17 protein-coding genes and 1 other annotated feature are annotated in these 22663 nt (G+C 44.5%); of the genes, 11 read left to right on the forward strand and 6 right to left on the reverse strand.

The window, feature by feature from the left end:
- Nucleotides 1–5: 5 nt before the first annotated feature.
- Nucleotides 6–261: a binding site (T-box leader), on the reverse strand.
- Between the two features lie 145 nt (nucleotides 262–406).
- Nucleotides 407–2134, forward strand: a complete 1728-nt coding sequence (locus FFM64_RS05260) for an ABC1 kinase family protein (RefSeq protein ID WP_137606958.1) — start codon at nucleotides 407–409, stop codon at nucleotides 2132–2134.
- Between the two features lie 68 nt (nucleotides 2135–2202).
- Here FFM64_RS05260 and FFM64_RS05265 read toward each other — a convergent pair whose 3' ends face one another.
- Nucleotides 2203–2853 (reverse strand): MIP/aquaporin family protein, encoded by a 651-nt coding sequence (locus FFM64_RS05265; RefSeq protein WP_137606959.1) that lies wholly within the window; start codon nucleotides 2851–2853, stop codon nucleotides 2203–2205.
- 506 nt (nucleotides 2854–3359) lie between these two features.
- On the opposite strand from FFM64_RS05265, the gene FFM64_RS05270 reads away from it, so the two are divergent.
- The 5 genes from FFM64_RS05270 to FFM64_RS05290 are packed head-to-tail and all read left to right on the forward strand — an operon-like array spanning nucleotide 3360 to nucleotide 10499.
- Nucleotides 3360–4478 carry an exonuclease SbcCD subunit D gene (locus tag FFM64_RS05270; RefSeq protein ID WP_137606960.1) on the forward strand — a complete coding sequence of 373 codons (1119 nt, stop codon included), beginning with the start codon at nucleotides 3360–3362 and terminating at the stop codon, nucleotides 4476–4478.
- Nucleotide 4479: 1 nt separating this feature from the next.
- The gene (locus tag FFM64_RS05275; protein WP_137606961.1) at nucleotides 4480–7614 is read left to right on the forward strand and encodes an AAA family ATPase; all 3135 of its coding nucleotides are present in this window, start codon (nucleotides 4480–4482) and stop codon (nucleotides 7612–7614) included.
- Between the two features lie 40 nt (nucleotides 7615–7654).
- On the forward strand, nucleotides 7655–8848 hold the full coding sequence (locus tag FFM64_RS05280; protein ID WP_137606962.1) for an ATP-binding protein: 1194 nt from the start codon (nucleotides 7655–7657) through the stop codon (nucleotides 8846–8848).
- 15 nt (nucleotides 8849–8863) lie between these two features.
- A complete protein-coding gene (locus FFM64_RS05285; RefSeq protein WP_137606963.1) occupies nucleotides 8864–10207 on the forward strand; it encodes a vWA domain-containing protein in 1344 nt (447 codons plus the stop codon).
- On the forward strand, nucleotides 10200–10499 hold the full coding sequence (locus tag FFM64_RS05290) for a hypothetical protein (protein ID WP_137606964.1): 300 nt from the start codon (nucleotides 10200–10202) through the stop codon (nucleotides 10497–10499). The genes FFM64_RS05285 and FFM64_RS05290 overlap by 8 nt, the downstream gene beginning before the upstream one ends.
- A gap of 61 nt (nucleotides 10500–10560) precedes the next feature.
- Here FFM64_RS05290 and FFM64_RS05295 read toward each other — a convergent pair whose 3' ends face one another.
- Complete coding sequence (locus FFM64_RS05295; RefSeq protein WP_379858495.1) at nucleotides 10561–11154, reverse strand: TetR/AcrR family transcriptional regulator; 594 nt, start codon at nucleotides 11152–11154, stop codon at nucleotides 10561–10563.
- Nucleotides 11155–11812: 658 nt separating this feature from the next.
- On the opposite strand from FFM64_RS05295, the gene FFM64_RS05300 reads away from it, so the two are divergent.
- The 5 genes from FFM64_RS05300 (at nucleotide 11813) to FFM64_RS05320 (ending at nucleotide 16769) form a co-directional block, all read left to right on the forward strand.
- Nucleotides 11813–12091, forward strand: coding sequence for a cell surface protein (locus FFM64_RS05300; RefSeq protein WP_223876897.1), 279 nt, complete (start codon nucleotides 11813–11815; stop codon nucleotides 12089–12091).
- Nucleotides 12091–12681: a WxL domain-containing protein gene (locus tag FFM64_RS05305; protein WP_137606965.1), complete on the forward strand. Its 591-nt coding sequence runs from the start codon at nucleotides 12091–12093 to the stop codon at nucleotides 12679–12681. The genes FFM64_RS05300 and FFM64_RS05305 overlap by 1 nt, the downstream gene beginning before the upstream one ends.
- 43 nt (nucleotides 12682–12724) lie before the next feature.
- Complete coding sequence (locus FFM64_RS05310) at nucleotides 12725–13408, forward strand: WxL domain-containing protein (RefSeq protein WP_137606966.1); 684 nt, start codon at nucleotides 12725–12727, stop codon at nucleotides 13406–13408.
- A 159-nt stretch (nucleotides 13409–13567) separates the two neighbouring features.
- Nucleotides 13568–14599 (forward strand): WxLIP family cell surface protein, encoded by a 1032-nt coding sequence (locus tag FFM64_RS05315; RefSeq protein ID WP_223876898.1) that lies wholly within the window; start codon nucleotides 13568–13570, stop codon nucleotides 14597–14599.
- Nucleotides 14600–14618: 19 nt separating this feature from the next.
- Nucleotides 14619–16769 (forward strand): lectin-like domain-containing protein, encoded by a 2151-nt coding sequence (locus tag FFM64_RS05320; RefSeq protein WP_223876899.1) that lies wholly within the window; start codon nucleotides 14619–14621, stop codon nucleotides 16767–16769.
- A 760-nt stretch (nucleotides 16770–17529) separates the two neighbouring features.
- On the opposite strand, the gene FFM64_RS05325 is transcribed toward FFM64_RS05320, so the two are convergent.
- The 4 genes from FFM64_RS05325 to FFM64_RS05340 all read right to left on the reverse strand — a co-directional run bounded on the left by FFM64_RS05325 (nucleotide 17530) and on the right by FFM64_RS05340 (nucleotide 22441).
- Nucleotides 17530–18882: an FAD-dependent oxidoreductase gene (locus FFM64_RS05325; protein WP_137606967.1), complete on the reverse strand. Its 1353-nt coding sequence runs from the start codon at nucleotides 18880–18882 to the stop codon at nucleotides 17530–17532.
- Between the two features lie 317 nt (nucleotides 18883–19199).
- Entirely contained in the window at nucleotides 19200–19679 is a 480-nt protein-coding gene (locus tag FFM64_RS05330; protein ID WP_137606968.1) for a GNAT family N-acetyltransferase, read from the reverse strand.
- 67 nt (nucleotides 19680–19746) lie between these two features.
- Entirely contained in the window at nucleotides 19747–21663 is a 1917-nt protein-coding gene (locus tag FFM64_RS05335; protein ID WP_137606969.1) for a M13 family metallopeptidase, read from the reverse strand.
- 103 nt (nucleotides 21664–21766) lie between these two features.
- Nucleotides 21767–22441, reverse strand: coding sequence for a Crp/Fnr family transcriptional regulator (locus FFM64_RS05340; RefSeq protein WP_137606970.1), 675 nt, complete (start codon nucleotides 22439–22441; stop codon nucleotides 21767–21769).
- Between the last annotated feature and the right edge of the window lie 222 nt (nucleotides 22442–22663).

Below are 22663 nucleotides of genomic sequence, written 5' to 3' on the forward strand. Positions count from 1 at the left end.
TCAGAAACAAGGACGTTTAAAACGCGTTACCACCTTAGCTTTGCCATCATATTACTATGATAACCTTCACAGGTACGGCAAGTGACCGGTCACCCGCGATACCTTGGCTCGATAATGGGAGCACCCAACAGCGACTAGGCTAAGCCATCGTCACTGCCGCTCAAAACTGATTTTCAATCATCACGACGTTATGCCATCTCACCAAACTGGCACTCTCTGAGAACTGTCGCGAAGATGTACTTTGTTTATCAACGCGTTTGTTAACCGTTTTTTAATGTGCCTATAATTTACAGCCGATTTAAGTGACTGTCAACCTTTTTTCTGAAAAAAGTCATTCAATTAGTGCGGATTGGGTGTGAAAGATGGATAATAGAGATAAATTATCAGTAGTGAAGGGGGCCTGCAAATGGCAGATCAAATCCCCAAGTGGGAAGCTAATCAGAATCGCCACACGCGTTTTCGAACGATTGTGAGTGTGCTGCGGCGCTATAATGTTTTAAGCAATTTGGCTCGACAAAAACATCCCAGTCAGGTGCGGGCCGCTTTTGAGGAACTTGGGCCAACTTTTATCAAGGTTGGGCAGATTTTATCTTCACGGACGGACATCGTTAAACCCGAATTTGCCAATGAATTTAAAAAGCTGCAAGATAATGTTCGTTCGGATGATTTTTCAGTTGTTAAAAAGACGATTGAAACTCAGACGGGCAAACAAATGAATGACATGTTTGCGAGTTTTGATGAGCAACCGTTTGCCTCTGCTTCAATGGGACAGACGCATCATGCCACTTTGTTAAATGGGCAAAAAGTGGTTGTCAAAGTACAGCATCCCGGTATTGACGCTGAAGTCGCCTTGGACATTTCCTTATTTGAACGGGCGTTACCACTTTTACGCTACATTCCGGATTCATCGGTCATCGACTTACGTGAGATGGTCGCTGAAATCAAACAATCGTTGTTCAATGAGCTGGATACCAGTATTGAAGTTCGTAATGGAACTCGTTTTTATCAATTGAATAATCGTGACGACATTTTACGGGTGCCACGCGTTTATGCGAAGTATAGTACGCAAAAAGTTTTGGTTAATCAATATATGCCAGGAACGAGTATCCAACATTTTATGGCTAAAATGACGCAAGCGGATGCGGACAACAATCACCAGTATGATGAAGAGCGGCAATACCTGGCACATGTGTTGGTCACCAACTTTTTAAAACAAGTTTTTGAGGATGGGTTCTTTCATGCAGATCCCCATCCAGGCAATATCTTGTTACGTGAGTTGAAAAAAGATGATATTGGCTATAACGATACCGTAGCGAAAAAGACTGGAATCATTGGTAAACGGCAGTTACCACCATATCGTTTGGTTTATCTAGACTTTGGTATGATGGGCTCGATTAGTCCTAACTTAATGGCTGGCATTGCGAATGTCGTCATTGCCGTGACAACTGAAAATACCCGTCAGGTTGGGAAGGCCATTCTAGCCATCTCGAATCGGACTGGGGAAGTCGATGAAGAGGCATTTTTCAGTGAACTAGCGCCATTTTTAGGTCAGTATTATAACTCTGGCTTAGGCGATATTGACTTCCAAGGGCTAATTTTTGAAATGGTCAAAGTATGCCGAACGAATAATATTCAGGTGAACCCAGAAGTCACCTTATTAGGGAAGGCTTTTGGGACGATCGAAGGAATTGTTGAAACTTTGGATCCGAGCTTGTCGATGATGGATGTTGCTCGGCCATTCGCCCGGCAATATATGCGTGAACATTTGAACTTGCGTAATGAGCTGGAAGATGGGTTATTAGCAACTGCGCAAAGTTTGCGCGATACGCCTAAATTGCCATCGCGATTATTATCAGCGTTGGAGACATTTGAAAATGGCCAGACACGGGTCAACATCGTGTTTTCACACCGGAAGATGTTTATTGATCGGATCGATACGATGGTCAATAAGGTTGTTTTGGCAGTAATCTTGGCGGCCTTAATCGTTGGATCATCATTGCTTGTTCAGAGTCACTCGGACAACAATTGGATTACGTATATCGGGATATTTGGCTACGTTACCGCAGTCGTCGTGATCATTGGTCTAGTGATTGGGACGTTGCATTCTTGGTATCGACATTGGCGAAAGAAATAATAAAAAACGGATTATCGAAACCAAGCTGGTCTCGATAGTCCGTTTTTAGTTATTTAGCAATAGTGATGTTAATCTTCACTACCCATGACACGGGCACAGTAGGCGGCTAAAATCGCGCCAACTTCTGGGGCTAAAATGTAGACCCAGAGATGTGAAAGAGCGGTGCCGCCGGCGAAGATAGCAGGTCCGATTGAACGAGCTGGGTTCAATGAGCCACCGGTTAAGTTTAAGGCAACGATGATTAAGAAAGCTAAAGTGACCCCAATGGTAATGCCGGCAAAGTCCCCGTTACCATGTTCAGCACTCGTCACGTTCAAAATAACCATTAAGAATAAGAACGTTACTAAGGCTTCAACGAAGAAGGCCATGCCACTGTTGATCTTAGAAAAATCAGTTTGGCCTAAGGCACTTGTTGACAAGCCTAAGGCACTCACGAAACTCCGCACTGCTGCGGAAGCAACGATGGCACCTAAGATTTGACTCACGATGTACCATAAGGCGTCCATAGCCTCAATTCGCCGATTAATTAACATTGCAGTGGTGACGGCTGGATTAAAATGACCGCCCGAAATCCCCCCGAAGGCATAGGCAGAAACTGTAATGGCGAGCCCGAAAGCTAAACCAATTGTTAAGGTGTCGCCCTTTGCAACGACAACCGCGCCAGTCCCAAGAAAGACCAGCATGAAAGTACCGAAAAATTCGGCTAAATATTTGCGCATGAAATGTCACGCTCCCTTTTTAGAATAATTGCTAACATAAGGTTATTTTACAATACTTTTTGCTGAGTCGCTGATGCTAGTCCTGAAATTCAGCCCGTTTTTACCAACCTAGTATAAAATAGTTGCTATTATTGTAATCGGTTACTTCATTGATAAGTCGGGTAAGCATGTTTATCTTAAAATAGTGCCTACGTCTGGTAATAAATTATTTTATAGTAGTGTTCGGTGAGCAGGTAATTTGACCTGTTTGTTGAACTAACAAAGACAATCAAATGCGCTTGGTGCTAGTTGAAATTGTCGCCTACCGGTTGGTTCCTAAAATGCTGGACCAACCAGAGTGGCAATTTAAGGCAACTAGTACCAAGCGTACAATCAAGCAAAAAGAACGTATGTTCCCTATCACTTGTTATTGTGATATCATTAGACATGGCAATTGATCCGTGCCATGATAAGGCTTAATAATGATCGATTAAACAGATAACGCGTCATTACAAGGAGGGGCTACAATGCGTTTTTTACATACGGCTGACTGGCATATTGGTAAAAAATTACATGGGTTTGATTTAACTGCTGAACAAGATACAGCGTATCAACAGATTCGTCAGTTGGCGATTGATGAGCAAGTCGATGCGGTGGTCATTGCTGGTGACTTGTACGATCGGGCGATTCCCAATGAAAAGTCAGTCACCCAATTGGACGATATGTTGATAGATTTGAATTTAAAAAACCATTTGCCAGTACTAGCGATTAGTGGCAATCACGATAGTGCGACCCGTTTGCGGACGGGGAGTCGCTGGTTTCAAGCAACAAATTACTATTTAAATACAAAATTAAGCCAGGCGTTAACGCCGGTTGAATTTGATGATACTCAATTTTTCCTACTACCTTATTTTGAGCCGTTTGAAGCTCGGAAATATTTTGAAGATGATCGTATTCGGACTGCTGAAGCTGGGATGATCAAGTTAGTTGCGGCCATGGAAGCTAAATTTGATCCAGCTAAGAAGCACGTGCTCGTTGCCCACTTTTTTGCCGCGGGTAGTGAACATGTTGATTCGGAAACACAGGTCATGGTTGGTGGATTGAATGCCATTCCCGTTGACTTGTTAGCCCCCTTCGATTATGTTGCCTTGGGACATTTACATGGCAAGGATGCGTTGCATGCAGAACGAGTGCGGTACAGTGGGTCACCGGTTAAGTTTTCAGTTTCAGAAGCGACACAACAGAAAGGCGTCTGGATCGTGGATACTGAGCCCTTTAAAGTAACGTTCAAACCATTAACCCCACAACGAGATGTTCGCGTACTCGAAGCTGATTTTGCAACGCTGACGGACCCTGAATTTTATCAGCAACAGCAGCAGGATGATTATTTAGCGATTCGATTAACGGACAAGCGGGTCATTCCCAATGTGATGCAAGCCTTACGTGAAATCTATCCTAATATTATCGAGCTGGAACGCGCTGATGGTCCGGTTGTGACAGATACAGCAGCTGCCCAGATTGATCCCACTTTGGATCCGATGACATTAATGACAAAATTTTTTGAACAAACAACGGATAGTGACATGACACCCCAGCAAGTTGCCTGGGCAGAACAGGCGCTTACTACGGCCAACAAGGAGGAATAACATGCGACCATTAACCTTAAAGCTTGATTTCTTTGGGCCATTTCGTCACCAGACGATTGATTTCACGAAATTTAGCGACTTTCCAGTTTTCTTGATTAGCGGGAAGACCGGCGCTGGGAAAACGACTATTTTTGATGCGATGTGTTTTGCCTTGTTTGGCGGAACCTCTGGGGGAGATCGCCAAGTTAAGCAAATGCGGTCAGACTTTGCTACTTTTGAAGATGAAACTGTCGTGACTTTTAATTTTGAACATCAAGGTCAGACGGTTCAAGTCGTACGGCTGCCTGAGCAAGAAGTAGCAAAAAAACGCGGTAGTGGCGTCCATACTCAGGCTGCAGCCGTGACGTTAACGGTTTTTGATGCGGCTGGGCAAGAAGTTTCGGAGCTGACCAAAGTGAATGCCGTGCAAGCGTATATTCACGACTTACTCCAATTGACGCGTGATCAATTTTCTCAAATTGTGCTGTTACCACAGGGCCAATTTCGACAATTCTTGATGGCTAACAGTGATGATAAGGAAAAAGTTTTACGTGATATTTTCGGGACGAGCTTGTACCGGAAGTGGGCCGATGACTTACGCCGTGAATTAAAACAGCAGCAACAGGCCAATACGCAAGCGACGCAAACCTTACAAACGTATCAACAACAGCTGACTTGGCAGACACTGTCGGCAGATGAAGCGGCTGAATTGACGCCGCAAGTGGCTCTTGAACGTCAAATGGCAGAACAAGCGACCCAACAGACTCAGCAAACCGCGTTGAAAGCGACCCTTGAGACGGCGAAAAAAGCGTTGCAACAAGCTCAGCAGGCGCAACAGGTTGGTCAAACATTACAAAAAAATCATGATCAGTTGGCCCAATTATCAACAATGAGCGCACAGTTGAAGGCCCAAGAATCAATGATTACGGATAAGCGGCAGACGGTTAAAAGTCTAGAGTGGGGGCAAAGCTTAGCCACTACTACGCAACAGCTGGAAACTGCACAAAACCAGGTTACGACGGAAACAGCAGCGCAAAAGCGGTTGTCTGAACAGCAGCTGTCGTTAACTAAGCAACAAACGGCCGCTACGGCCACACTGACAAGTCTGGCGACGCAACGCCCAGATGCCGAAAAGCGGCAAGCGCTGGTAACGACCTTAATGGAAAAACGGACTTTTTACGAACAGGCTGAACAAACTAAGCATGCACTAGTTCAAGCTGAACAAGCGCAAACAAACCGGGAACAGGCACAAGCCGTAACGCAGGCTACCTTTGAAAAATTAACGTCAGAACAGACAGATTTAACTAAATTAAGTACACAATTGCCAGATTTAATGACGCAAGCTGCGGCATTAGCGACGCAACAACGTGATCTGGCCGAGCAACAGCAACAGTTGACAGCAGTTAAGCAGCAAGTCAAAGTTGTTGACCAGGCTGAGCAAGCCGTCTTAAAACAGCGTACGTTGGTTGACGGCCAGCAAGCGGCAGTGACTACCGAAGAACAGCATTATCAACAACTTGATAGTGCATGGGCGAGCGAGCAGATTGCCTTGTTGAGTCAACATTTGTTGCCGGATAAGCCCTGTCCGGTTTGTGGGTCGACCACGCATCCACAACCGGCGCCGACAGATACCATTACAGTAACTGAGGTCGAGGTTAAGCAAGCCCAAGCTTTGAGCGTTAAGGCGGCTAAAGCATTAGCCACAGGTCAAAGCCAACTTACCCATCTGGAAGAAACCCTGGCAACGGCTCAAGCCCAGTTGCAACAATTGGAAACGACTTTTAAAACAGCCATCGGCGTATCCGTGGTCGAAGCGGGTACGTTACCGACGATTGAAAGCACTTTGCAACAGTCGCAGCAGGCACTGACCCTGAGTTTGAAGGCGAATGCTGATCAAGTTAGTCAGGCACAACAAGCGCAGCAGCGGCTTGCACAATTAAAATCCCAACTAGCTACGGTTACTGAACAACAACAGGAACAGACCCAAGCGGTCACATCAGCAGCTAATAAGGCGCTACAATTAAAGACCCAGTTAGCGGATCGGCAAAAACAGATTTTACCTGATTATCCAACGTTAGCGGCATTGGAGACGTATCTGGAACAGTTAAGAGCTGAACAAGTTGACTATGAGACCGCGGTTGAAGCGGCTAATCAAGCTGTGACCCATGTGAATGATCAGCTGTCGGCGGTTAAGGCCCAATTGGCCACTACTCAGCAGCATCTCACAGTTGCGCAGACGACCGTGACAACGGCAAAGACCGATCTAAACACTGCTATGACTGCAGTTTGGGACGCTCCTGACTTTGATCGGTTACAACAACTACTGCGTCAGTTACCCACGCTAGGAAAACTACGCCAGCAGATCAATGATTACGACCAGCAAGTTTCAACATTGCAGGGACAATTAACGACGGTTAAACAGGCAATTGCGGATCGACCAGCACCTGATTTATCAGCGTTGGCGGTGCAAGTTGAGACGACACAGGTGGCTGAACAACAAGTTGAGCGACAATATTACGACTTGGATCGGCAGTTACAAGCCAACCAAACATTGGTGGAAAAGATGCAGTCGACACTAGCAGCAGTGCATGAGCAGCAGACAAAGTTAGCTGAGATTTCCCAACTGTCCCAAGTTGCGAACGGTAATGGGGCTCAAAAACTAAGTTTAGAACGCTTTGTTTTGCAGACCTATTTGCGAAAAGTACTTCAAAAAGGCAATCAACGCTTACAACAATTAACTCGTGGTCGTTATCAATTTCAACTAGATACGGCGTATGGAAATTACCGCAATGCCACTGGCTTGGAAATCAACATTTATGATGATAATGCCGGAAAAGTCCGTAGTGTGCATACGCTATCAGGTGGGGAAAGCTTTGTGGCTGCGCTATCTTTAGCTTTGGCTTTGGCGGCGGTCATTCAGGAACAAGCTGGTGGGATTAAGATTGATGCGTTATTCATCGATGAAGGCTTCGGTTCATTAGATGAAGAGGCTTTGGAAATGGCGATGGAAACGTTGCAGCAAGTTGAAGGTCAGTCACGAATGATCGGCATTATTAGCCATGTGACAGAATTGGAAAGTCAATTGCCTGCCCAATTACAAGTGATTCCAGAAGGTAATGGGGAGAGTCGAGTTAGTTATCAGTTGGCATTCAACTAACTGTTTCACGTGAAACAAGACTGAAAATGGGGGTAAAGGAATGGCGTTATCATATCAAGGACTCTTGACGGCAGTACCTGTTATTTTGAAAGCCGGGAATGTGCCTAATATTGTTGGTGAAGCGGGAATTGGCAAGTCTGCCTTAGTAAGTGATGTGGCCCGAGAAATGGGCGCTAAATTATTTACAACGGTTGTTAGTTTATCCGAAAAAGGGGATTTAGCCATTCCAGTGCCGCCACTGACTAGCGAGTCTTTTATTCAAACAAAGGCATACGGTCGATTGGCCGACGTACAGTTTGGTTATACGCATACATTAATTGAAATTATTACTTATGCGGAATCGCACCCTGAGAAACCAATTCTATGGTTTTTAGATGAGTTTAATCGAGGAACTCAAGCCGTTCAAAGCGAATTAATGAATCTAGTATTGCAACGGACGATTAATACGTTGCGGTTACCAGCACAAGTGCAGTTAATTTTGGCTGAAAATCCTGATGCAAGTATGACTGGTTTTGAAACGAGCACTTACGGGGTAGTAGCTGGCGATGCGGCGATTAAAGATCGGACGGTCCGGTTAGTGATGCGTACTGATGCAGGGGATTGGCTAAAATGGGCGGCTGCCATAGATCCAGTGACTCAAGCCCCCAATATTCATCCACTGGTACAACAATTTATCGGAGAAGATGTGTCACGTTTGAATCAAGCAGATGAACAAGCTGACTTTATTGCGACCCCTCGTGCTTGGGCGCGAGTATCAGCTAATTTAGTTGAATTAGAGAAATTATCAGCAGTGGACCGTGAACAAGTGGCGTTGGATATCTTTCAAGGGGATATTGGTCAAAATTTGGGACGGGTATTTGAACAATATTTGGCGCAGCAAGCGATTCACTTAACCCCCGCTATGATCTATGAAGCGCAACCAGTTGGGTCAGTCGTGCCAGCGGCAGTGTTGACCCAATTTCAAGCGATGACCGAACCGCAAAAGAGCGCTGTTTTACGGAGTTGTTTAAGCCTGACAACTCACTATGCGTTAACCAGTGATGCCAATGCAGGTCGGTTTTTACAACTACTACAAACTGTTAGCCAAGATGGTCAGTTTGCTTTGGTGCAACAATTCGGTCAAAATCGAGAGCTACTTAAGCAGTTGTATACGGTCAATATTGCGCAAGCTAGTCCATATGTTACGGCGCTGTATCAGTATTTACAGCAAGTTGCCGGTTGGTCAAATCAATAGAAGTGGGTGAAGCGCATGTTAAATAACGCTGCGGAGTATGCGCAATGGCGGCAGCAGTTAAATCAGCGGCCAACTGAACCACTAATTTTGGCCGGTCAAACGATGGTAGATCGTGCGGTGATTGAATTATTGGCAACTGATCAATTTTATGGTGAGGTTTTAACGCGGTTAGTTAGGACTCGGGCACCACTCAAAATGGCCTTTGGCTTAGCCTGGGCAGATAATCGTTTGAAATTACAATATTCACCAGCTGTAATTGCCAAGACTTTTCCGCGCTTCGACAGTTTACAAGCCGGTTTGAAGCACGTCGCTTTACATGTGATTTGGCAACACCCATTGCGTTATCGAGACCAAGTTCAGCGACAAAAATCATTAGTGACTTTAGCGACTGATTTGGCGGTTAATCAATATGTGACCGGTCTCCCCACCGGTATGACAAGCCTAAAGACGGTTCAGCCACTGGTAGCTAAGCCGTTACCAATCAGGGCTGATTCTGCAACTTATTTGAAGTTACTCCAAGTCGCTAAACATGAAGCTAATCAGTCTGGGCACCCAACTCAGTCGAAAGCCGATCAGTCTGATAATCGGCAACAATTGCGATCAGGTCAGCAAAAAGAACTACCGTTGATTGATGATCCAAGTGGCTGGCGAGCTAGTACTGGTCAGTTGAATAATCCTAATTTGGCGGCGTCACGGTTACAGCAACTGACTCATGATGCTTGGACGAACACGCAAGAAGCCGGTCGTGGGTTAGTCGCTGGCAAAGTGGCCGCGAGTCTCAAAATCAGTCGCCAACCAGCCGCCGTTGATTGGCGCCGATTGTTAGTGCGTGGTCTGGGGCAAATGCCAAGTGGCAAGAAGCCGTCTCATGCGAGATTTAACCGCCGGCAACCAGCCCACATGGAATTACCGGGTCAAATTACGGAGACCCGGTTAGCGATTCAAGTTTATGTGGACCATTCTGGTTCCGTTAGTGATGCGACGCTACAATATTTATTAAGCCAAGTCGCAACGTTAACCCAAGCTGTCACGGCAACGATCACCGTCAAAGCATTCGATGCGATCGTACAACCTGGACAAACGTATCAGGCCAGTTTGCCACAACAAATTCGATTCGTCAGACACGGTGGCGGCGGGACAGTTTACCAGAGTATTTTTGATGACTTAGCGCGCCAACACTTGACGAATCAGACTGCCTTGGCCTTAATTCTCACGGATGGCCGTGGTGAACGCCAAGTGTCCGCTCACGGTTTTACGAATGTGATTTGGTTATTAGCACAGGCAAGCGACCAGTTATCGGTGCAACCCGTGATTGGTCAAGTGGTTACGTTACGAAAAGGGGTATTCAGTGATGACTAGTCCTTTAGAACCAACAGATTTACAATCGCTTTTAACGCATGACTGGCGTTACCAGCGCGCTGCCGCAATGCTCAAAGGTCAGTGGTTACCGATTATTGCTGAAGAGACTCAGCCGTTTCGACAAATGATTCAACCTGCTGATTTAAAATTTGCGATGGCACTGCAGGCTAGTGGTACACTGACCAGTCAGTTTCATTTTGATAACTATGCTGGGGTTCAGGCCGTTAGACAGTATTTTGGCAGTCAGCTCAGTCCAGCGGCTGAACATTGGTTGGTACGGGCATACAGCTAATCAAGTTAAAAATCGACTAAAAAGCCTGCGAATATTAAGTTCGTAGGCTTTTTTAGTGTGTTTAGGGTTGCAAGAAGGCTTGCCAAGTTCGTTCGTGTTCAGCAATATTTGGCTGTGCGCCTTGGCGTAAGCGCGTTTGTAATCCAATTCGCGCTTCTAATAAACTTTGAGCTAGGGTCATGCTCGTTGCGGTAGTCATAATAGTTTGACTGGCTTGACCTTTTAAGATGACGGAAGCCATTAAGGTTAAGTAATCTTCATAAAAGTGATCGGTGGCTTGTTTAACATCAGAATCAGTGGCACCAAATTCCGCAATTGCATTGGCCATTAGATCCCCAGTTGGTTGTTTGGGTTCGGTCAAACCGCGACTATACAGCATCATCAAGACAGTTAATGGTGATTCGCCGTTTTGTTCTAGCTGTTGCATCGCTTGCGCACAGGCAGCCAGGATCTGTTGATGGTAGTGTTGCAGGGATTTGAGGTAAAGCGTGTGTTTATCCCCGAACGCATTATACAGACTTTGTTTTTTTACGCCGCTGGTTGCGACGATTTCGTCCATAGAAGTATGATAATAACCATTTTGCCAGAATAACTGCATGATTTGGGCAATGACTTCTTCATCACTAAAAGTTTTCTTAGCTGGCAATTTGTTCATTCCCTTCAATAAATTAACTTGTTTTTTTAGTATACCATAGGAAATAAACTGACTTGCGTATGCGTGCTAGGATAAGGATTTTGACGCTTAAGATTTGATTACCCTATATAAATGTACTTGTTTATACAGCAAGCTTTAATAATCGGTTCTTGGACACGGATAAATTTATTTATAAAAAACGACTAATTTAATTTGAGAAGACATCACGAAAATTAGTGTTAGAACCAGTCAGATAAGCAATCGAGTTTAATCATTCTATTTTTATATCATTATTTATTAGCTATGGTTGTCGATGATAATGGCTAATGAACATTCTCATTTTAATCTCATCAAAAAATAATATTAATCAGCTAATTAGTTTAAGGGGTCATCTAATTGCTGAAAAGTAAAAAATATAAATCCTCAAAAGGCTTGGCGATAAACTGATTTGAACAGTTTGTATAATTATAATTGTATTTCTATAAAAATGAGAAACCCCTCATAAGTCCGTTAGAAAGGGATTTATGGCCGTTGGTTAACCCCTCTTATTAATTGACAGCGGTTACAACAGCGTGCTATATTTTGCGTGCTGATAGGGAAAATACAAAAATAACTATTGGTAAAAATGTTTAGTTTTGTTAATTGACTAATTGTAAAGACGAGTAAAGGATGTGGTGACTTGCGTTGGAATATTGGGCTCACAGGGTTAACAACTTTTATGAGTGGCCGCCCACTCATTGCAAGCGCGGATGTGCAACAAGGCACGTACAATGTGACAATCAAGCCACTGAACTCGTCGGTAACCGATTCAACTGGCCCATTGGCAAATTTATTGCCACAGATGAATGAAATTCAACAATGGACACTATTTGGGATGGGGTTACTAATCGTTAGTTTGTTAGGATTACTGATCAAACTCTGGTGGCAAAGCCGTCAACAAACAAAGGAGCAATCGTAATGAAGAAGACAATTGGAACACTGATCGCTGGGGTGTCACTTTTCGCCGTTTTACCCTTAGCTGCCCAAGCTGCTGACACGGATGTGCAAAAAGATACCACCGCTGAGATTAATTTAACACAAGATCAAGAAACTAAGGATATCACGTTAGAAAAAGCACCTACGATTAATCTCGGGGAACATGTGAACAAGATTGAGTCAGCAACGTATAGTGCTGATACGATCACTGATTTAGTGGAGGTTAAAAACCCTGGGAATACGTCCGGCTGGCATGTTGGGGTTAGTGCAACTGCCTTTCAAACGGATGCAAAAAGTAGCGTTTTACGGGGCGCGGCTCTAACCTTTGAAAAAGGGAAAGTTGCGGCGCTCGATCCTGGCAATGCTTCCAAGTCACCTACCGCATCACAGGTAACGCTCAATACTGATTCACAACCAATTTTATCTGCTGATGCAGAGGAAGGGATCGGGATATTTGATATGTCCCACACCACTGACCAAGTGAGCTTGCTTGTTCCAGCTGGTAACGCCGCGGGAGCTTATAAGTCAACATTAACTTGGACCTTAAACAATGCGCCTTCTGGGATTGAATAGCCTAATTAGTTAGTGCTGCACTGATAGAAGTGAGGTGTCACTAATGCGGCCGTTGATTTGGTGGTTAGTTCTAAGTGGTGTTTTAATTGGCAGCTGGTTAGTGATACCAGTGGCTACCCAAGCTGCCACGCAAATAACTCAGTCGCAGATCGAAGTTAAAATAACACCTAATGAAGATGATAGTGCGGTTAACCCAGTTGATCCGGATGACCCTTCAAAACCGTATCCTGGTGATGAGTCAGATCCAGGCAATGTGACCGGAACCGGTTCCAGAGGGCTTTTGACGATCGATTATTTGAGTAACTTGTTATTCAATGAGATTACAACCACTAGCGGTCCGGTCACTGCGACCGCTAAAAATCAAAGGGCGATGGTTCAAGTTTCAGACCGACGTTCCACGGGTAGTGGCTGGACACTGCAGGTCTTGCCAAGTGCACCGACGAATGGGCATCAAGCCTTAGCGGCAACAATTGACTTGGGGTCGATTGAAATAAAACCAGTCACAGTCAACGTCAGTGCCGCACCTCAATTGGTTAATGCCGGTCATTTGACTGTTGGTACCGTGAACAATGTGTTAAAAGCAGATCAACAGGCTGGACTTGGGACTTGGTTGCTTATTATGAACCGGGGATCTCAGCCCACCACACTTCATGTGAACGAATCTAAAATGTCAGCCGGTAAATATACCGGTACCTTAACTTGGTCGCTCACTAATGCGCCAAGTTGACGATATGGTGTAACCCGTGCCAGCAGGCGTGAGGGACGTCTAATTAGTTCAATAATCCAGTCTTAGGATTGTTCGGCTAATCAGGCGTCACTCATTGACCATCCTGCCAGTCACGGGTTGCGCGCTACATAAAATTACCGTTGAAGGAAGGAAAGGGTAATGATGATGAAAAAAGGATTATTGGCGTTAACAGTGATGATGAGTGTGATTTTTGGCGGGTTCATGGCAACCGCTCACGCGGAAAATTTAAATTATACTGTTTCAGCAGACTTACCTGAAAATCAACTTAATTCGAAAGTATCCTATTTTGATTTAAAAGTCACACCTGGACAAGCGCAGGACTTAACGATTCAAATCAAGAATAGCGATAATTCAGCACATAAATATGTTGTGACACCAAATCGTGCGACAACAAACGATAATGGGGTTATTGATTATAGCCAAAGCAAGGCCAAGGCGGATCAGTCTTTGAAATTCGACATCAAGTCGGCCTTATCGAAGTCCCAAACTGTAGAAATTCCTGCTAAAACCACGAAGGCTGTGACTTTTAAACTGAAAGTTCCCAAGAAGGGTTTCAGTGGCGTTGCCTTGGGTGGGATTAACGTCGTCCAAGAAACAACTGCTAGTAAGAAAAAATCGAGTGGGATGACGATTGAAAACCAATACGCCTATGTCATTGGACTGCAATTGCAAGAGGAAGAAAAAGTCACGGCTAAACCTAAAATGAAACTATTGGGTGTGAAAGCCAAACAGCTCAATTATCGCAATTATGTCACAGCCAACTTGCAAAATACACAACCGGTTATCATGCATGGATTGAAAGTTAAGAGTGATGTGACAGCTGTTAATTCAAGCAAGAAGCTGGTCACAACGGATAAAGAAAACTTGGCCATGGCCCCGAATAGCAATTTTAATTTTGCCATTGGGGATGGGACCAAACCACTAAAAGCCGGTAAATATACGTTACATTTAACGGCGACCGCTGAAAAGGGCAAGTATAAGTGGTCCTTTACGCGCAACTTTACCATTAGTGCCAAAAAAGCGAAGGAATTGAATAAGACGGCCGTTGGACAAGAAAAACAACCAAATTACTTCTGGTGGTTCATTGCGTTAGGCGCCATCATTGTTGCTTTACTAGGACTAGTAATCTGGTTACTACTCAAAAATCGCCGTCACGACGAAAAGGACTAATTGAGAGGAGCAGATTGCGATGCGCAAGCGACTAACAACAGGATTATTAGCCGGATTGATGGTGATGGTAGGTTTAGGCGTCACCACGATGCGCACCCAGGCAGCAGATACTGAACCAACTGCAGCTGCTGCCCCACTAACGACAGCGCCGAATGGCTTAGATCAACTGGGAAAATTATTCACGCTACCGGGAACGTTTGCGGATGGCGTCGCAAATTCGGCTTCAATTCAGACAGTTACTAATCCGTCATCACCAAATACTGAAGCGATTCAAATCAATAATGCCAAACGTCAGCTTGGTGGGACTTGGTCGAGTGACACGAATCGGATCAATTTGAACCAAGATACGACGTTATCCATGTGGTTGTACTTTGGTGAATCCAAAAGTAAGGCCGGTGATGGGTTAGCTTTTGTCATGCAGAATGATCCGAATGGCACGGCGGCTGCGGCGAGTTTTACTAATCAGAATATCATTGGTGAAACCATGGGTGTCTGGGGTGTCGATGATGACAAATCACGAACGGACCCAGCCGCAATTGCGGCCACTGGGATTCAAAATAGTTGGGCATTGGAATTTGATACGTATTCGAATACGTCCAGTTCATATAGTGATGCTGGGAGTGGGAGTGCCTTTGACGTTGGGATCAAAGGTCAACACATGGCGACCGGGTATCCGGGTTCTGCCGACACTTATCTCAATAAAAAAGTGACTCAGCTGTTTTGGGCCGACCGTTATCTCTTTACGCAAGCCCACACGAATCCAGTGCCCAGTTTGAGTTTGACGGATGCCACTTGGCACCATTTGGTCTTAAAATGGCACGCGAGCACCAAAACGATGACTTATACCCTGAATGACGTTAATCCGGATGGGACCGCTAATGCCAATCCAATTACGCAGACCGAAGTCATTGACACGAGTCAGTTTCACAGTAACGATGGCTTAGTTCGCTGGGGATTTGTCGGTACGAACGGGAGCAACGCCGGGAACAGTCTCGTTGTCTTCGAGTCCATTTCACATCTGAAAATTGATGTAGATGCGAACGTCAAGGTATGCGACAAAAGTAAAAATCGTGAAGTTACGACTGGGACCAAGGTTAAAGCTAAAGATGAGTTGGAATACACTTACCAGGTCAATTATTTAGATGGTCAAATTGATTGGGATCGGCTGACGGCAAAACTTGATTTACCCAAGGCCGTGACCTTTAGTGAGGCCAGTATCAAATATGCGGATGGGAAGTCTCAACTGTTGAAGGCCCCTGAAGCGGGTGCGGAAAGCATTGAGTATTCAATTGGCTATCCACTGTTTGCAACTAATCCAACGGCTACCATCACGCTGATTGGTAAAGCTGATGATGTCAAAATCAATACACAAACGACGGCAACCGATGCGATCTTTGGAAATGAAAAATTTGAAGCTAAGACGACTGCGCCAGATTATCTGATTACGGTAGACCAGCCAATTACGTTGTATATTCCTAAAACAGATTTAACCGTTGAAAAAGGGAAAGATGTTCAGATTAATGGGTTAGTTTTTGGTGAGGACTCTGAACAGTTGACGAACAGCTGGATCACGGTTTATACCAAATTAAATGGGACAGATCTGGAACCGTTTAAAATGAGTGATGACGATGAATCGGGCGTCTTAAAGTTCAAGGTCTTGGCTGACCAGCTTAAAGTTGGGGACAATACTTTAGAAGTTTATGTGATGGATGAGGATGAAAACATCTCGGATACAACGACCGTGAAAATTCATGTCACGAGTGGCTCATTGGGCTTTAAGACGGTCGCGTCAACGAGTAAATTTATGCCGATTACCTTAGATGGTAAGGCTCAAACGGCGCAGCGCGGTGACGATTGGGCGTTAGTGGTTTCGGATGAGCGTGGCAAGGACTCAAGCTGGCAACTACAAGCCAGTGCGGGTGACTTTATGAATGAAGATGGTCGTAAGTTGCCGGGCCAAATTATTTTTAAAAACGGTGACCAATCAACTGTGATCAATGGGTCTGGTACTGTGATTGACAGTCACAAGAGTACCAGTGATACGGATGAATACGATGTCATGGGAAATTGGACCAAAGATAATGGGTTTGTATTTGAAACAAATGCCGCCGCAACACCGGGGGCCTATTCAGGGAAGATTACTTGGACGCTATCGAATGCGCCAAGCTGATAGCAAGATATAACCATTGGCCTGTTTCACCCGACAATAATCAGGTCGTGGGAATAGTCAATTATTACCGCTTCCGGTTGTTGCTGATAGCATACGGACGAGGGACCGGTTCAAGCCTTAGGAGCGTCTTGAACCTCGCCCGGAAGCTTTGCTAAAATCGCAAATCTCCCGGACCGTCCGTGGTGTAAGGCCGGCAAGAAGCGCCGGTCAAACGCCACCTGCACGTCCGATGCTATCAGCAACAACCTCCAGCTAAGTCAGTAGTTTTTAGAAAATAAATTCGTTATTTACGCTTAGCGGAGTCAGTCAAAATCGGTGTGCAGTGTCGGCAAGATTAGTCGGCGTTCTGGGCTGACTAATCTTACGGGGCAATTCAAAGACGTGTTTTATCGGCTTTGAATTGAGACGCTAGACCGTACTGTGGCTGGCGCCATCCCCTCACAGCACACCAATTTTGACTGACGGAGCGCTGAGTTTGGGTGAGGCTACTTTAGATGCGATAGTTACTGGTACTGCGACATTTTAGATGCTTTTGGGTCTTTCGACCTTTAAAAAAGTATAAAATTCGACCGGTAGTTACTTAATTAGTGAGTAATTACCGGTCGTTTTTTATTTGTTGAATTCGAACATATCTTGAATCCTAAGTTTGTTTTAAGCCCATTTAACGCTTGGAGTGGCATTTTTATCACAGGTCAACTAAAGGTTACACGTTGAAAATTGCTAGCCTGTGACTACCACATTGAAAGTGGGTGAGACTTGGTTATTCGGTAACTTTGTTGGCTTCCTGAGCAATCGCTGCTTGGCCGAGAATGTTCAAGTAGTTGAATGGCCGGTCATAGATTGGTTGGAAGAACATGTCCACAAAGCCTAAGTCATCAATGGTATTGTTGTTTTGAATCAATACTGAAATGGTGTTCGCTGATTGGGAGACATCGTATTCACTCATGAATTGCGCACCTAGAATAACCCGTGTTTCTGGGTTGTAAACCAACTGCATTAAGACTGGTGTCGTGGTTGGCATGAACTCTGGCCGATAGTTATCTTCAACGGTAACAGCTGCGGCCGGCACACCTTCTGCTTTGGCATGTTCTAAGGTCATCCCAGAAGAAACGATGGTTTTGCCGAATAACATCAAGCCTGAAGTTGATTGCGTCCCCATGTATTTCCGAGTTGGTTTGAAAATATTCATCCCAACTAATGTCCCTTGACGAACCGCGTTAGTTGCCAATGGAATATAGGCGTCTTTATGGGTTGGGTTGTAATGAACAGCCACGGAATCGCCAGCACCAAAAATATCTGGATCAGAGGTTTGCATGTAGTCGTTGGTTTTGATTGAACCGTTGGCATTCATATCAACTTTGCCTTTGAGGAGCTCAGTATTGGGGCGGAAACCGACGCATAGAATTGCCATGTCAGCGGTGTAGCTACCTTTGTCAGTTGTTACAGTGACTTTATCGCCGTCGCCGCTAAAGCCTTTGACCATTTGTCCAAGGGCCATTTTGATACCATGGTCAACGAAGTCTTGTTCAATTCGGTCAGTGTAGTCTTGATCTAAATATTTATTTAAAATTCGTGGTAAGCCGTCAATTAAGGTGACTTCTTTACCTTGTCGTTGGTAAGCTTCAACTAATTCAGTCCCAATATAGCCTCCCCCGATGACAATGACGCGCTTAGCATCCTTGGCGTCAGTCCACAGTTTTTGGGCATGCCCCCAATTTTTGCAGAGATAGACGTTTGGATTGTCAATCCCGTCGATTGGTGGGATAACAGGCCAAGAACCAGTGGTCATGATTAATTTGTCATAGTGATCTGTTTTGACTTCACCACTAACTAAGTCCTTAACGGTTACCGTATGTTGGTCTGTATCAATGTTGGTGACGTCGTGCTGCATATGAACCGTGGCGCCGAGTTCAGCTAATTTTTCTGGATTTGAATAAAAAAGGCCTTGTGGATCAGCGACCTGGCCGCCTAAATAGAGCGCAATCCCACAGGAAAGGAAGGAAACATTGTCATTTCTTTCGTAAATGGTTAGGTCAGTATCAGGATTTGAGGCCAAGATTTGATTAACTGCCGCAGTGCCAGCGTGGGTACAGCCAATAACGATAACTTTCATATTAAAAACACTCCTTAATTAATGTTAGCGATTTCACAAATGAAATTGTGTGTCATGAATTAGGTAACAATTTAATTGTACTTTATTAAAAAGAAAACGCAACCAAAATCAGCAGAAAAATGATTATTTTCGTTAATCTGGTGATAACTAAACGCTGATATATCACTAATAATCGAAGTTAACGATTTTGATATTTTTCTGTAAAAATAGTTAACCACATGTCATAGTTTGATTATAAAGGATAGCTCTTGAAAGCGCAAACATAAACAAAAAAAGGCTCACTTGCTTGTGAAAGTGAGCCTAAATTGAAAGCTGATTTAAAATTTTAATGTAAACGTGTTGTCGGTTATTTCTTTGAAGTTTAGTTTGGTCAATAACTTGATTAGTGCTGGATTTGGTTGTGATTGCACCGTGGTTAGCGTTGTTAAGCCTAATTCATGGCCGGCAAAAGACACTAAGCGGTCATAAATTTCAGTTAGCACCGTCAGTTGTTGGTAATCTGGTAAGAGCGTGACGGTTAATGTGCCAGTCTGATTGGTTAAATCAAGCGGATCAAAGCCGGCTTGACCAATGAATTGGTTGGATTTGCGGTCGGTAATTCCCCAGATCAACTTTTTGTCATGAAAAATATCACGCATCGTTTGATTGGTTTCGTCAGCGATGCTGAGGGTGGTTGCTTTTGATGAGGGCTGAGTTTGTTGAAGCAGCGTAAATAGGTCTTTTACTTTAGTTTTTGTCAGCCAGTCAAACGTGTAGTTGGGCGTTAAAATTGGATGATACTTTTCTAGTTTGGGCATCGTTTTCTCCTTAGTAAGACTTAAAAAACGCCTGGTAGACACCAGACGTTTTAGTGATAATTTGAAACTACCAGATCTTGACGCGTTGTTCTGGTGCAAGATACATTGGATCTTCAGGGGTAATGTCAAAAGTGGTATAGAAATCATCTAAGTTCTTTGGTTGGACGTTTGCCCGTAATTTAGCTGGTGCATGGACATCGATGGAAAGCAATAGTTGCATATATTGCTTAGTTGCTTTCATCCGCCAAACCATGGCCCAGTTGGTGAAGAAGGCACTTAAATCAACGTCGTCTTCACTCTTGGCAGCTTCTTCGGCACAACTTAAACCACCGGCATCCGCAATATTTTCGGAGACGGTTAAGGTTCCGTTCACTTTAGCACCGGCGAAGTCAAGGCCGTCAAATTCGGTAATCATTGACTTTGCTAATTCTTTGAAATGGGCAGAATCTGCTTCAGTCCACCAGTTATGCAAGTTCCCAAATTCATCGAATAGTGCCCCGTTATTATCGAAAGCGTGTGAAATCTCATGGGCGATCACAGCCCCAATCCCACCATAGTTAGCGCTGGAAGATTGTTCCAAACTATAGAATGGTGCTTGTAAAATGGCGGCTGGGAACACAATGATATTCATAAATGGATGGTAATAGGCATTGACCGTGTCAGCACTCATTTCCCAACGAGTCCGATCGGTCGGCTGGCCCCATTTGGCAAACATGTCTTTACGCGCGATGCGACCAAAAGCGAGCGCATTACTCAAAATGCTCCCACCGTCTTTGGCTGACAGGGTATGGAATTTCGTATAAACGGCTTCTAGCTTGTCTGGATAACCAACTTGGATGCCCAGATTATTCAGCTTAGTGACCGCTTTGGCACGGGTATCAGCACTGAGCCAAGTGTTCGCTTCCAAACGGCGCTTATAAACCCCAATCATTTTTTCGACCATTTGATGGACATCGGCTTTGGCAGCTTCACCAAAGTATTTGTGACCATAATAAAGGCCGACGACTTGATCGAAGGTTCCGGTGGCTAAGTAGTAGGCACTTTTGGCTTGGTTACGCGGTTCCTTTTGACCAGACAAGGTTCGTGAATAGGTCGTCCCAAGTGTCCGCATTTCATCACTCAAGTAGCCGCTTAAACGTTGAACGAGCTTAGCTTTCATCCAATTCTTCATCATGTCGAAGTTTTCAGGATTGATAACTTCATTAAAGTGATCAAAGAAAGCAGGTTCTGGCAAGATGACAACTTCTGGATTGCCATTGATGACTGAATAGGTGATGGCAGCTAAATCGAGGTACTTGCTGTCATTGGCGAAGTCTTTGAAGTCGCGGGGATTGTACATTTTACTGTAGTCAGCGGCTTCTTCAGCACTTTTGACCCATGGCACGATCAAGCGGTCAAATTTTAAGGTGTCGTCAACGATCTTTTGCGCTTCAGCTTCTTTGTAGCCGGTTAATTGCAATAGTTGGGTCATCATTTGACCATAGACTGCCAATAGTTTTGGCCCGGATTCGTTGCCTTCATCATAATACGTCTTATCTGGCAAAATTGTGCCAGGTGCTTGGGCAAAGAGCGCATTGACCTTGGTGTTCTTCATGTCGGCGTCAACGTCCAAGCTGAATGGTAGTGGTAACCCATCGTAAATCCAGTCTGGCATGCGTTGTTGTAAATCGGCAAAATCACTTAAGCTGTCAATTTGTTTTAAACAAGGCAAGATGGGCTTGGCGCCCGCAGCGTCACGCTGCTTGAAGTCTTTGGTTAATTGATAAAATTTAATGAATTCAGCTAGCTGCGGGTCAGTTGGTTCGGTTTCACCCGCGGCCATGGCATCAAAATCGTGCATTAACGTTTTTTCAATCGCATCAACGAGGTCCATAAAACCACCGGTCGATGCATGATCGTCGGGAATTTCGGCGGTTTTGAGCCAGTCACCATTGACGGCGTCATAGAGATCTTGTTTAACTGCGGTTTGACTGATTGTTGCCATTAAATCCACTCCTCGATTAATTTTCTAATACAGCTTTAATTATAACGTAGATTAAAATTGTCGGCGCGAAAAAAGGCCGGGATTTGCCCCGACCAATGCGATGTTATTCAATTAAGAGTAATTGGTCCGCATCATTGATTTGAATGATCTTACCAGGCTTTTGAGTAATAAGCCCTACTTGTTCAAACCGAGTTAACTTGCGACTGATGGTTTCAGGCGTCGTCCCTAAGAAGGTAGCGAGGTCTTTTTTTTTGAGTGGCAATTTAAAGGCCGTTACTTTAAGTGAAGCGGCCGTTTCCGTGAGGTAATTTGCCAGCCGCGCTTCCACGGATTCAGTGGCCGTACTGGTTGTCTGCCGTTCCAGTTGGGTCAACCGTTTGCCAAAGACATTTAGTACGTTAATGCTGATGCTTGGATATTTTTGCATTAATGTTTGAAAGTCTTCGCGACGGATGCTACAAACATCCGTTGGCACTAAGGCTTCCCCATATGAGGTGCGTCGCTTATTTTCGAATAGGGCGGCTTCACCATCAATATCCCCAGTCTGTAATAAATATAATAATTGCTCCCGACCATTGGCTGCCAATTGATAAACTTTTGCCTGACCACCCGAAACAATCATCAACGTGTCCAGAGGATCATCCGCATTAAATAGCGTTTCCCCAGGTAAATAATGATGATGTTGCACGATGGACTCGATTGTATCAAGCTGATCTGCCGCGAGTTCTTGAAAAATAGGTACTAATTGAACGCATTCGTGAGTTGCGTGCGCTGACATAATATTAACCTCCCTTATCTTTCATCATAACTATATCAGAGTTTTACGTGTGTTAGCTTTTTATTGTTTGTAAAGATCGTCCTCGTTGGGCGGTGGTTTCCAACTTATAAATGGGCTTCACTCATCTGGTGGTCGACAAGTTTCTACTATATAGATATAACGATGACTCATCTTTTGAACACCATTATCATATAACGAAAAAAGATTTTGTTTCTTGATGCC

The organism is Lactiplantibacillus daoliensis (genome assembly GCF_005405005.1).
GTDB classification, from domain to species: Bacteria; Bacillota; Bacilli; order Lactobacillales; family Lactobacillaceae; genus Lactiplantibacillus; species Lactiplantibacillus daoliensis.